Below are 11,943 nucleotides of genomic sequence, written 5' to 3' on the forward strand. Positions count from 1 at the left end.
CGTCATGATGGCCGGCACCATCCGATGCCGGCGGGTGAATCACATCAGGTTGTGGTTTTCCAGGTAGCCGACCACGGAGTCGTAGAACTCCTGGGTGATCTCGTTCTTCTCTGCCCAGTTGGCCCACTCTTCCTTGGCGATGTTGCGGAACTTGACGCGCTCCTCGGCCGGCAGGTCGATGATCTCGATGTCCGGGTTCTGGCGCGCCTCGCGCACGGCCTCGAGGTCGCGGGTCTTGAGCTCGGCGACCATCTCGTAGGCCAGGTCATCCACAGAGGTCTCGAGGATCGCCTGGAGGTCCGCCGGCAGGCTGTCCCAGATCTCCTTGTTCAGCGACACGGACACCATCGGCAGGGAGTGGAAGCCCGGGTACAGCGGATACGGGGCGAACTCGTGGAGCCCCTGGGCCTGGTTGGTGGCGAACACCGTGTAGTCGGCGGCGTCGATCACGCCCTTCTCCAGGCCGGTGTAGACCTCGGAGCCCGGCAGGTTGACCGGGGTCGCACCGGCGGCCTCGAAGATGTTGTAGACCATGCCCTCGGGGGCGCGCAGCTTGAGGCCCTGCATGTCCTCGATGGAACGCACCGGCTTGGTGGACGGCAGCGACTCGAGCCCGGTGGCGGCGGCACCGATCAGGTGCAGGCCGTAGGGCTCGACCAGCTCGTTGTAGAGCGCCTCGCCGCCGGCGTTGTTCATGTAGTCGAGGAAGTCGTAGGGATCGCTCCAGGCGCCGACCAGGTTGCCGATCATGCCGAAGGCCGGGTTCTGGCCGGTGAAGTAGCTCGGATCGGTCAGGTGGCCCTGGAGGATGCCGGACTGCACCGCCTGCAGGGTCTGGTTGGCCTGGACGACCGCGTTCACCGGCAGGATCTCGATGCTGATGCGGCCATCGGACATCTGCTCGACGTTATCGGCCCAGGCCTTCTTCATCTCGAACTGCGGCTCGCCGGAGGTCTCGGAGGTCTGGAAGGTCCACTCGTAGTCGGCGGCCTGGGCGTTGACGGCCATGGCGCCGAGCACGGCGGCGGTCAGAGTCTTGAGAGGCATGCGTGTGATCATGAGGCTTCCTTATCGCTGCTTGTTGTCGAAACATCGAGGGTGGGAAGGGCCGGCAGCAGGGCCTCGAGGCCCAGGTCCCGGCCGGTGCGTTCCAGCACCTTGAGGGCCGCCGCGGCGGCCTGTTCCGGCTGACGCAGGCGAATCGCCTCCATCATCCGGCGATGGCGTTCCATGCTGTCATGGAGCTCGTCGGCACTATGGTTTGAGCGCTCTACCAGCAGCGCGATGGCCGGCTTCAGCACGTGGCTGATCTGGGCCCAGACCAGGTTGTGCGACGCCGCGAAGATGGCCTCGTGAAAGGCCACGTCGTAGTCGTTGTGGGAGATGCCTTCCCAGTGCAGATCGTCGTGTTCCAGCGCGCGGATCATGCCCTCGTAGGCGGACTCGATGGCCAGCAGATCGGCGGCGTTGGCGTGCTCCGCGGCCAGGCGCGCGACGAAGGGCTCCACGGCGACCCGGAAGGCGAAGATCTCGCGCTGAATGCGCGGATTGGGCTGGGCGAAGCGCGCCATCCAGCCGCTTACCCGGGGATCGAGCAGATGCCACTCGGTCAGCGCCCGCACCCGGGTGCCCTGACCGGAGATGCGCGTCAGCAGACCCGCCGTGACCAGCGTCTGCAGGGCGCTGCGCACGGTGCTGCGGCTGACGCCGAAGCGCTCGCAGAGGTCCAGCTCCCTGGGCACGAAGTCGCCCGGCCCGTAATGGCCGCTGAAGATGTCCTCGGCGAGCACATCGGCGATGTCGGGCCGCACGGAGCGGCGCATAGGGTCGGCGGCGTGAGACATGATCGGCGTTCCGCTGTTACGGAGCCCTGTCGGACTCCATTCTCGTTATGTCGGACATAGGCTCGGATAAAATCGGACTTGATGCCTTTAGACTTTGGTCTCTTTTCGAGGGCCGAGCGCATCGCGCCCGAACCCTTGCGACCCCACGGACGTCAGGCACAATGCCTCCATGAACCCGGAGCAGCGACAAGGAACGACATGACGCGACCGATCGTCGTCTTCGGCGGCAGCGGCTTTCTCGGCGATGCCCTGGTGCGTGAACTGGTGGAAGCCGGTCGGCCCACGCGGCTGGTGGCCCGCCACCCGGTTTGGCCGAGCTGGGCCGAGAGCGGCGATCCGCTGGCGCTGGTCGCGGCCGATATCCGCCATGAGGAAGAGGTGGCCGCGGCGCTGAAGGGCGCGGCGGCGGTGGTCAATGCGGTCAGCCTCTACGTGGAGACCCGGGACCTCGGCTTCGAGGCGATTCATGTGGAAGGGGCCGGCCGGCTGGCGCGGCTCGCGCGGGAGGCCGGCATCGACCGGCTGGTGCAGCTGTCGGGGATCGGCGTCGAGGACAGCTCGCCCTCGGCCTACGTGCGCGCCCGGGCACGGGGCGAGCGCGCGGTGCTGGCGGCCATGCCCAGGGCGATCATCGTGCGACCGAGCGTGCTGTTCGGCCCGGATGATGCCTTTCTCGGCGGCCTGGCGCGGCTCGTCCGGCTGCCGGCAATCCCGCTGTTCGGACGCGGCGAGACCCGCCTGCAGCCGGTACACGTCATCGACGCGGCGCGCGCCCTCGCCCGCCTGACCGGCCCCGAGGCGCCGGCACGGCGGCTGTTCGAGCTGGGCGGCGGCGACGTGCTGCGCTATCGGGAGATCGTCGAACTGGTGATGGCCCGGCTCGGCCGGGAACGCCCGCTGGTGCCGGTGCCCTTCTGGCTGTGGCGAACCCTGGCCGGCGCGCTCTCGCGGCTGCCGGACCCGCCGCTGACCCGTGACCAGGTCATCCTCATGCAGCACGACAACGTGGTCACCGACGGCGTCGGTACCTTCGACGACCTGGGGCTCAGGCCGCGCTCGCTGCGCGAGGGCCTGCCGGACAGCCTGGCGTCGCCAGCCCGCTGAGGCCCGCTCGATCGGGCGCGGCGGGCGAGGCTCAGGCCTTCTTGACGAACGCCGACTTCAGCTTCATCGGGCCGATGCCCTCGACCTTGCAGTCGATGTCGTGGTCGCCGTCGACCAGGCGAATGCCCTTTACCTTGGTGCCCACCTTCACCACCGAGGACGAGCCCTTGACCTTGAGGTCCTTGATCACGGTGACGGTATCGCCATCGGCCAGCGCGTTGCCATTGGCATCGCGAACCACCGGGGCGTCATCTTCCGCGTCCGGGGCCGCATCGGTCCACTCATGAGCGCACTCGGGGCACACGTACCGCAGGCCGTCGTGATAGGTGAACTCGGAGGCACACTGTGGGCACTGGGGCATATCGCTCATGAAAAGACCTCGGGGGGATTCGGAGAGCGCGAAAGCCTACACCCTGGGACGCGCGAACGCCATGTCGCCGCTGCCCTCGGTCAGGAGCCTGCCAGGGTGAGACCGACCTTCTCTCATGCAGAAAAGAGCGATGGACTCATCCGTCAACAACGTCGTCGCCCGGTCGCAGAGGCTGGCGCACGACCAGACCGCCCGGCAGGCCCGGATGCAGGTGTTCAAGGCAGCCCTCGACACCCGGCCGCGGCAGGTCACCTCACTGCTGGAATCCGCCGCCACCCAGCCCCCGCTGGCCCGATCCGTTACTCGCCGATGTCCTCGTGCCACAGCCTGGGCTTCTCGGCGATGAAGCCCTCCATCAGGGCGATGCAGTCCGGGTCCTGCAGCACCTCGACCTCGACGCCGCGCTCGCGCAGCAGCGCCTCCTCGCCGAGGAAGGTGCGGTTCTCGCCGATCACCACCCGCGGGATGCCGTAGAGCAGGATCGCCCCGGTGCACATCGCGCAGGGCGACAGCGTGGTATAGAGGGTCGACTCGCGATAGATATCGGCCGACTGCCGCCCGGCGTTCTCCAGGGCGTCCATCTCGCCGTGCAGCACGGTGCTGCCGAGCTGCACCCGCTGGTTGTGGCCGCTGCCGAGGATCACCCCGCGATGCACCAGCACCGACCCGATCGGAATGCCGCCTTCGTCTCGGCTGGTCTGCGCGGCCTCCATCGCCGCCCTCATGAAATGCTCCATGTCCAATGCCCCCAGTGTCGCGATGCCCGACGGCCCGGCGCCGGTCGGTGACCACCAGCCTATGCCCTCCTCTGCCTGCTCGACCAGCGCCGTCTCGAACGCTGTGTCCACGACGCCTGCCCCGCGCATCGCCGCGGGATGCCCGGTGCCACGGTTCGAGGACGTGGAGGAAAGAGGCGGCAGCGGCACCCGCGCGCTGTCGGAGCAGGTGGAGATCTGTCTGTGCGTGGACGACCGGCTGGCGCTGACGCCCAAGGTCAACGCCTTCATGGACTATCTGGTCGAGCATCTGCCGGCGGCCTGGCGACCGCGCTGACGGGCGCCCGGCAACGGCTCACCGCCGCCCCTGGCGGCGCAGGCGGCGGCGCACCCCGTGACGATAGGCCACGGCGAGTGCCGGCTTGATCAGCGGCAGGCCGATCAGCCACGCCAGCGGGCGCAGCCGCGGCACCCGACACATCAGCAGGAGGTAGGCGTCGAGGCCGTCAAACAGCCGGCCGTGCTCGTCCTCGACGTGAAGGGAATGCAGGGCATCATTCGGATCGATGCCGCGTTCGCGCAGGCGCGCCTGGTTGGCGGTGACGTCGACCCATTCCACCGCCGACGCCTCGCCGGCCATCCGCTCGTAGCGGCGCCGATCGCGGCGGCATTTCGGGCAGACGGCATCGTAGTAGACCCGCAGGGTCGGGGCGTCGGCCATGGCGACCTCGTGGCGGCGCCGCATCGCAGGAATCAGGCGGAGGCGGCCGCCGGCGTCCGGGTGGCCAGGAACTCGCCCTTGCCCACCGGTACCAGGCTGGTGGTGAAGTCGTCGTCCGCCTCCACCAGGTCGATGAAGGGCGCCAGCTCGTCGGCATGGGAGGTGGCGTTGTCCACCACCAGCAGCCCGCCCGGCGCCAGGGTCTCGCGCACCACGGGCCACCAGTCGACGTAGCGCTCCCGGTCGGCATCGAGGAACACCAGGTCCCGCGAGGCCGGGGCCTCGCGGTCGAGCACCCGGCCGGCCTCGGCGTGCAGCGATTCGATCACGTCCACAAGCCCGGCCCGGGCGAAGTGCTCGCCGGCCATGCCCCAGCGTCCGGCGGCCCACTCCACCGTGGTGACCCGGCCGCCGAGCGCCCGGGCCGCCTCGGCCAGCCACAGGGTGGAATAGCCGTTGGAGGTGCCGATCTCGAGGATGCGCCGCGCGCCGGTCGCCCGGACCAGCACGGCGAGGAACTCGCCGGTATCGCGGGTGATGTTGCGCAGCCGCTCGTCCGGCGCCGTGACGTTCCGGTCGTGGTGCTCGCCGAGACGCTCCAGCTCGGCCAGCAGGGCCCCGAAGGGCGTGGCGTGTTCCATGGCCATATCCTCTGGCATTTCGTCTCTCGGTCGTCGCGCTCGCGGGTGGCGGCCCTCAGACGCCGATCTTGTCCTCGTATTCCTTGTCGGCATGACGATGCAGGGTCGAGTCGTCATCGCAGCTCGGCGACTGCAGGAAGGTCTCGGTGACGTCGAGATAGCCGAGGCTCTGGATGGTCCGGCGACCCAGCAGCACCGGATAGTTCATGTCGCTGCGGTCCTCGAGGCTGAACTGCTCCTCGAAGCGTTCGTCGCCCATGCAGATCGTCATCAGCACCACCGGGCGATGATCCCGGCCGCCGGCGCCAACCACGGTGAGGTCGCGATAGAGCTGACGCTCGAATTCGTGGCTGACGATCTCGCCGCTCTCCTCGTCCTCGACCTCGACCTCGAAGCGCACCCAGTCTTCGCCGTCGCGCTCGAACTGCTCGATGTTATCCGCCTGCATGGAAGACGTCAGGGCGCCACTGTCCAGCTTGGCCTTCACTTCCACGCCCCAGCTCGGATCGATCAGGGCCTTCTCCACCCAGCCGTAGACTTCCGGCGCATCGGCATCACTGGCCAGGGCGGTGCCGGACAGCAGGCCGGCGCTCACGACGGGCAGCAGGGCCCGGGTCAGACGCTTGTGCATGTTCTCTCCTTCGAATCACACGGTTGAGGACGGTTCCGGCGCAGGCCGGTCAGGATCGAGTGTCATCTGACACGTTCCAGGCGTCCAGGGTTCCGTCGGTCCATCGCTCGTCGTCCGCGCCGGCAGCAAGACGACCGCGCTTGGCGGGCGCATGATCCTGCGCAGGCGAGCGACCACTCACGACGATGACGCCGATCAATGTTTGTGTCGGTTGTCGTGCCGCGATCGCGGGCGAGGCGGCTAGCCTTAGGAGAAAGGGCCAACGACGGGGGACGCGGCATGGTGCTGGAACACGAACTCGGCCGGCATCGCCTGTTCAACGGGCTGCAGACGGTGCTGATCCTGGGCGGCCTGACGCTGACGCTGTCCCTGCCCGGCTACCTGCTGGCGGGGCCGAGCGGCGTGCTGATGAGCCTCTCGGCGGTGATCGTGACGGCCGTGATGATGAGCTGGATGCCGGCCCGGATGATCCTGGACCGGGCCGGCGCCGAGCGGCTGCCGGCGTCCCGGGCGCCGGAGGTGCATGCGCTGCTCCGGCACCTCTACGCCGGCGCCGGCCTGACGATCGCGCCGCAGCTCTACCGCGCGCCCTCGCCGGAGATCAACGCCTTCGCCGTGGGCGGTCCCCACGATGGCGGCATCGCGGTCACCGACGGCCTGCTGAGCTCGCTGACGATGCGCGAGCTGGGCGGGGTACTGGCCCATGAGGTGAGCCATCTGCGGCGCGGCGACACCCGGGTGTTGTCGATCGCCACGGCCATGACCCGCATGACGCTGTGGCTGACCACCGCCGTGCAGCTGGCGATCCTGGTCAGCCTGCCGATGATGCTGACCGGCGAGCGCTCCCTGCCCTGGCTCATCCTGCTGGTGATCGCCGTGGCACCGACGCTCAGCGTGCTGCTGTCACTGGCGCTGTCGCGCAACCGAGAATACACCGCCGACATGGAGGCCGTCGCGCTCACCGGGGATCCGGCGGGGCTCGCCTCGGCGCTGGTGGTACTGGAGCGCCGGCGCCGAGGCTGGCTTGCGAGCCTGTTCGGGCGTCGCCCGCCGGTGGAGATCGCCTGGCTGCGCACCCATCCGTCCACCGAGGCGCGCATCCGCCGACTGGCCGAGTTCGATGACGCCCCACATGCGCCGTTCGGCGAGACCGACGAGGCCATGCCGGTGCGGCGCCCGATCCCGACCCGGCGTCGTGGCGGGCACCGCTGGCACTGAGAGAAGCCGCCGGCGGCTCAGTCACGGCGGCCTTCCCGCTCCAGGTCCTCGACGTCACCCATGGACGCGAGCTTGAGGTCGCGCACGGTGCGAATGGTGGGCTTGAAGGCGAACAGCGCCGAGCCGACGATGAAGCACCAGGTCGCCAGCGTCTGCTGGCTCTCGTAGAGGAACAGCACCGAGCCGACCAGGAAGGCGGCCGCGGCGCCGAAGTCGACGAAGGTGTAGATCAGCTCCCAGAGGGCGTAGAGCCGGCGGGTACGCGGGTTTTCCTCGCGCCGGTCTCGATCGAATAGCGCCATGCGCATCTCCTTGGACGATGGGGAATGTCTCGGGGAGCGGCGCGTCGCAGCCGCTCGAACGCCTCGTCGCCGACCTCCAGCCGCCCAGCGCGGCCACCGAGCGGGTGGCGTCGATCGGCGCGTCGGGCCGTGGGCGACCCGCCGCTTGTTGCGAAAATGCACCAGAATGGCGACGCCGTCGACCACCGGATGCTCACCGTGTCGCCGATGCGCACCGCCGGATCGAGGCCGGCAGAACCTCGCGCGCCCGCCCCGTTGTGGCAACGGGGCGGGCGCGATGGTGTCACCGAGGAGACTCGGTTCAGGACAGTCGGTTCGGCACGCTCGGTGAGAGACGGTCAGTTCGACACGCTCGGTTAGAGACGGTCAGTTGGACGGGAAGTTGAGCTGGGCGCTCTCCTGCTGGGAGCGCTGCGGCCAGCGCTGAGACACGGCCTTGCGGCGGGTGTAGAAGCGCACCGCGTCGGGGCCGTAGGCGTGCAGGTCACCGAACAGCGATTCCTTCCAGCCGCCGAAGCTGTGGAAGGCCACCGGCACCGGCAGCGGCACGTTGATGCCGACCATGCCGACCTCGATGGCATCACTGAAGCGGCGACCGGCCTCACCATCACGGGTGAACACGCAGGTGCCGTTGCCGTACTGGTGGGCGTTGATCAGCGCGATGGCCTCCTCGAAGGTCTCGACGCGCACCACGCACAGCACCGGGCCGAAGATCTCGTCGCGGTAGATGTCCATCGCCGGCGTCACCCGGTCGAACAGGGTCGCGCCCAGGAAGTAGCCCTTTGATTCCTCGACCAGCGGATGCTCGCGGCCGTCGACCACCAGCTCCGCGCCGGCCTGCTCGCCACGCTCGATGTAGCCGGCGACCCTGTCGCGATGGCCGGCGTTGACCAGCGCGCCCATGTCCAGCCGCGTTCTCCATGCCAGGGCCGACCTTCAGGGTGCGGGCCCGGCCGGCGAGCTTGCCGACCAGGGCCTCGGCGGTCTCGTCGCCGACCAGCACCGCCACGGAGATCGCCATGCAGCGCTCGCCGGCGCTGCCGTAGGCGGCACCGATCAGGGCATCGACGGCCTTGTCGAGGTTGGCATCGGGCATCACCACCATGTGGTTCTTGGCGCCGCCCAGCGCCTGGATGCGCTTGCCCTGGCGCGCGCCACGCTCGTAGATCAGGTTGGCGATCGGGGTGGAGCCGACGAAGGACAGCGCCTTGACGTCGGGGTGATCGATCAGCGCCTCCACCGAGTCCTTGTCGCCCTGCACCACGTTGAAGACACCGCGCGGCAGACCGGCCTCCTTGAGCAGCTCGGCCATCATCATCGAGGTCGAGGGGTCCTGCTCGGACGGCTTCAGGACGAAGGTGTTGCCGCAGGCGATGGCCATCGGGAACATCCACATCGGCACCATGGCCGGGAAGTTGAACGGCGTGATGCCGGCCACGACGCCCAGCGGCTGATGATTCGACCAGGTGTCGATGCCCGGGCCGACGTTGTGGGAGTACTCGCCCTTCAAGAGCTCCGGCACGCCGCAGGCGTACTCGACGTTCTCGATGCCGCGCTTGAGCTCGCCCATGGCATCCTCGAGCACCTTGCCGTGCTCCTCGGCGACCAGCCGGCAGATCTCGTCGGCGTCGCGCTCGAGCAGCATCTTGAAGCGAAACATCACCTGGGCGCGCTTGGCCGGCGGCAGATCGCGCCAGGCCGGCTGCGCCTCGCGGGCGGCGGCGATGGCCCGCTCCACGGTGGCCGCATCGCCCAGGGCGACGCGGCGGATCGCCTCGCCGGTCGCCGGGTTGAACACGTCGATGCTGCGCTCGCCGGCCACGCGGTCGCCGGCGATCCAGTGGTTAACGTCTGTCATGGGGTCTCTCTTGAATTGATTAGGAAGACACGTCGTCGCGGTGTCTTCCGGGATAGACTTTTTCCATCGGCCCGCTGAGCTGTGCCGGCAACAAGCCTGCGCGAGGGCGCTGTAAACCCTTCCCTGGGCGCTACTTTTGCCATCCATGGCAAAAGACCCTCGCTTCGCCTTGTCCCCGGCGTTCGTCTATCAGGCGGCAGCCGTTAGACCTCCCGGTCGAGCAGCGCCTCGTCGAACGGGTAGCGCGAGAGCTTCTCGATGCCGGTCTCGGTGACCAGCACCTCCTCCTCCAGCTTGACGCCGTCGGCGGCGCCGACCTCGCCGATGTAGCTCTCCACCGAGACGACCATGCCGGGCTCCAGGATGCCGTCCTTGGAGAAGCGGTCGAAGTCCATGTGGTGGGCGACCAGCGGCGTCTCGCCGTGCATGCCGACGCCGTGGATGATCGAGGGATAGCGGCGGTCGAGGAAGCGCTCGGGAATCTTCCACGCCTGCTCGGCGATCTCGCGGTAGCTCATGCCCGGCTTGAGGATGCCCATGTTGTGGTGCACCTGGTCATAGGCCATGCGATAGAGGCTCTTCTGGTAGGCGCTGGGCTTGCCCGGGCCGACGTGGAAGGTACGCGAGAAGTCGGAGTAGTAGCCGTGGCAGCCGATGGTATCGGTGTCGAGCGCCACCAGCTCGCCGGGGCGGATCACCCTGTCGCTTGCCTCGTTGAACCAGGGGTTGGTGCGCGGCCCGGAGTTGAGCAGGCGCGTCTCGATGAACTCGCCGCCCTGGCGGATGACGTCGCCGTACATGATGGCGAACAGCTCGTTCTCGGTGACACCGGGCTTGATGGCGGCCTCGACCTCGGCCACCGCGGCCTCGCTGCCGGCCATGGACTGGGCCAGGCAGGCGATTTCCTCCGGGGTCTTGATGCGACGACAGTGCAGGGTGTCCTGCATGCAGTCGAAGACCTCCAGCCCCTGGGCCTCCAGCGAGCGCGCCAGGTTCAGGGCGCAGCGATCCAGGCCGATCTTCTTGTTGCCGCGGCCGTGTTCCTGGATCAGCTCGGCGATCTCGACGCCGAAGGGATCGGAGGACAGGTTGTCGCGCTGGTTGACCGCCGACCACACCACCTTGGAGGTGCGCGACTCGTCGATGGTCTCCAGCCAGGTGGAGACGTGGGCGCTGCCCGGGTACTCGAACAGGATCACCGGGCCGTCGAGCGGCACGTAGACGTAGCGGGTCGAGTTGCGCAGGAAGTAGCCGAACATGTTGCGCGAGCCGGTGGCATAGCGCTGGTTGTACGGGTCGAACAGCACCACGGCGGCATAGCCCTGCTCGGCCATCATGGCCCGCAGGCGCTCGAGACGGCCGGCGCGCAGCTGCTTCGGATCGAAGGCGGTGGGGATGCTGTCGCCGTTGGCCATGGGGGCCGAGGGGATCACCGGGATCTGTTCCGGTTCGTTGTCGGTCAGCTTCTCGAAATCCACGATGCTCATGTCAGGTCTCTCGGAGGGTCGTGATGGAGTGTCGGGCTGGATGGCGCCGGCCGGACCGGCACCAGGGGCATGGCGATCGGCCGGCGCGATCAGTCGGCCAGGGCGTCGCTGCGCTGCATGCCCTCGTCGAGCAGCCGCTCGTGGACCGGCGCCATGCGGCCGAAGATGCGGCGGGCGCGCTCGGGGCGGCCGATGAAGCCCGGCTCCTTGGCGTAGGCGAAGATCACCGTGTGGCGCTCCTTCGCGCCCTCGACCGGGGTGACCCGGTGCAGGGAGTAGCGGCCGAAGAAGATCTGCAGGTCACCGGGCTGGAGATCCAGCGACTTGAGCCGCGAGCGGTCGCCGTCGATGACCTCCTCGACCTCGTCGAAGTTCTCGCCCTCGGGGCTGCGGATGCCCGGGGCATACTCGAAGCGGCCGCCGCCGTGGGACTGGCGGGTCATCATGGTGACGATGAACTCGTTGGTGTCGTAGTGCCACGGATGCTGGCAGCCCTCGCGCAGCACGTTCACCACCAGATCGGCCAGCGGGTCGGCGTACTGGTGGATCTCCTCCATGCCGACCACGGTGGCGATGAAACGCTGGAAGTCGGCGTTCTGGTAGACCTGGCGGATGATGGTGTCGCCATCGATGCGGTCGCCGGCGACGAAGCCGTTGGTGCGGTCACCGAAGCGGTTCAGCGGATGGCTGGCCGGCCTGGAGGGATCGGCGTCGCTGTTGTAGGGATTGGTCTCGGTCTGGTTGTAGTGGGCCTCGGGGGACAGGCGCTCGGTCTCGCGCTCCAGGCGCTCGAGGGCCTCGTCGGGCACGAAGTTCTTGAGCACCACGCAGCCGTCGTCCGCCAGCTGGCGGCGGCAGCGATCGATCAGCGCGCGTCCGGTGTCGCCGTCGAGATCGTCGAGGGGGTAGCGTTGCAGATCGATGAGGCCATCGAGGGCATTGGCGGGGGTATCGACCGAGGGTTCCACAGGCATGGTTGTCTCCGCTGTCTTGTGCATGCTGGACAGCCTAGTGACGGCATCTCCATAATAAAAATGAATCATTGAGATAC

Annotated in this window: 13 protein-coding genes and 1 pseudogene; 3 read left to right on the plus strand and 11 right to left on the minus strand. The window is 68.3% G+C overall.

Features of this window, described 5'->3' with window-relative positions:
* Positions 1-39: 39 nt before the first annotated feature.
* Positions 40-1,059, minus strand: a complete 1,020-nt coding sequence (locus UYS_RS0202465; protein ID WP_016853909.1) for a TRAP transporter substrate-binding protein — start codon at positions 1,057-1,059, stop codon at positions 40-42.
* On the minus strand, positions 1,056-1,844 hold the full coding sequence (locus UYS_RS0202470) for a FadR/GntR family transcriptional regulator (RefSeq protein ID WP_016853910.1): 789 nt from the start codon (positions 1,842-1,844) through the stop codon (positions 1,056-1,058). Before UYS_RS0202470 ends, UYS_RS0202465 begins: the two co-directional genes overlap by 4 nt.
* A 198-nt stretch (positions 1,845-2,042) precedes the next feature.
* Between UYS_RS0202470 and UYS_RS0202475 the strand changes: the two genes are divergently transcribed.
* Positions 2,043-2,948 carry a complex I NDUFA9 subunit family protein gene (locus tag UYS_RS0202475; RefSeq protein ID WP_016853911.1) on the plus strand — a complete coding sequence of 302 codons (906 nt, stop codon included), beginning with the start codon at positions 2,043-2,045 and terminating at the stop codon, positions 2,946-2,948.
* Between the two features lie 31 nt (positions 2,949-2,979).
* Here UYS_RS0202475 and UYS_RS0202480 read toward each other — a convergent pair whose 3' ends face one another.
* The gene (locus tag UYS_RS0202480) at positions 2,980-3,318 is read right to left on the minus strand and encodes a zinc ribbon domain-containing protein YjdM (RefSeq protein WP_016853912.1); all 339 of its coding nucleotides are present in this window, start codon (positions 3,316-3,318) and stop codon (positions 2,980-2,982) included.
* Positions 3,319-3,617: 299 nt separating this feature from the next.
* Entirely contained in the window at positions 3,618-4,055 is a 438-nt protein-coding gene (locus tag UYS_RS0202490) for a nucleoside deaminase (RefSeq protein WP_026068295.1), read from the minus strand.
* Positions 4,056-4,200: 145 nt separating this feature from the next.
* On the opposite strand from UYS_RS0202490, the gene UYS_RS18330 reads away from it, so the two are divergent.
* The gene (locus tag UYS_RS18330) at positions 4,201-4,371 is read left to right on the plus strand and encodes a hypothetical protein (RefSeq protein WP_016853915.1); all 171 of its coding nucleotides are present in this window, start codon (positions 4,201-4,203) and stop codon (positions 4,369-4,371) included.
* Between the two features lie 18 nt (positions 4,372-4,389).
* On the opposite strand, the gene UYS_RS0202500 is transcribed toward UYS_RS18330, so the two are convergent.
* The 3 genes from UYS_RS0202500 to rloA3 are packed head-to-tail and all read right to left on the minus strand — an operon-like array spanning position 4,390 to position 6,027.
* Positions 4,390-4,755 (minus strand): thiol-disulfide oxidoreductase DCC family protein, encoded by a 366-nt coding sequence (locus UYS_RS0202500; protein ID WP_026068296.1) that lies wholly within the window; start codon positions 4,753-4,755, stop codon positions 4,390-4,392.
* Positions 4,756-4,787: 32 nt separating this feature from the next.
* The gene (locus UYS_RS0202505; RefSeq protein ID WP_016853917.1) at positions 4,788-5,396 is read right to left on the minus strand and encodes an O-methyltransferase; all 609 of its coding nucleotides are present in this window, start codon (positions 5,394-5,396) and stop codon (positions 4,788-4,790) included.
* A 55-nt stretch (positions 5,397-5,451) separates the two neighbouring features.
* Positions 5,452-6,027 (minus strand): retropepsin-like aspartic peptidase RloA3, encoded by a 576-nt coding sequence (rloA3, locus tag UYS_RS0202510; protein WP_016853918.1) that lies wholly within the window; start codon positions 6,025-6,027, stop codon positions 5,452-5,454.
* 279 nt (positions 6,028-6,306) lie between these two features.
* On the opposite strand from rloA3, the gene UYS_RS0202515 reads away from it, so the two are divergent.
* The gene (locus UYS_RS0202515) at positions 6,307-7,245 is read left to right on the plus strand and encodes a zinc metalloprotease HtpX (RefSeq protein ID WP_016853919.1); all 939 of its coding nucleotides are present in this window, start codon (positions 6,307-6,309) and stop codon (positions 7,243-7,245) included.
* 17 nt (positions 7,246-7,262) lie between these two features.
* Here UYS_RS0202515 and UYS_RS0202520 read toward each other — a convergent pair whose 3' ends face one another.
* The 4 genes and pseudogenes from UYS_RS0202520 to UYS_RS0202535 all read right to left on the minus strand — a co-directional run bounded on the left by UYS_RS0202520 (position 7,263) and on the right by UYS_RS0202535 (position 11,866).
* Positions 7,263-7,547: a YrhK family protein gene (locus tag UYS_RS0202520; protein WP_016853920.1), complete on the minus strand. Its 285-nt coding sequence runs from the start codon at positions 7,545-7,547 to the stop codon at positions 7,263-7,265.
* A gap of 366 nt (positions 7,548-7,913) precedes the next feature.
* A pseudogene (locus tag UYS_RS16725) lies at positions 7,914-9,405 on the minus strand (CoA-acylating methylmalonate-semialdehyde dehydrogenase).
* A gap of 203 nt (positions 9,406-9,608) precedes the next feature.
* Positions 9,609-10,892 carry a M24 family metallopeptidase gene (locus tag UYS_RS0202530; RefSeq protein WP_016853922.1) on the minus strand — a complete coding sequence of 428 codons (1,284 nt, stop codon included), beginning with the start codon at positions 10,890-10,892 and terminating at the stop codon, positions 9,609-9,611.
* Between the two features lie 89 nt (positions 10,893-10,981).
* A complete protein-coding gene (locus UYS_RS0202535) occupies positions 10,982-11,866 on the minus strand; it encodes a HalD/BesD family halogenase (protein WP_016853923.1) in 885 nt (294 codons plus the stop codon).
* Positions 11,867-11,943: the final 77 nt, after the last annotated feature.

It is taken from the genome of Halomonas smyrnensis AAD6 (assembly GCF_000265245.1).
Lineage (GTDB): Bacteria > Pseudomonadota > Gammaproteobacteria > Pseudomonadales > Halomonadaceae > Halomonas > Halomonas smyrnensis.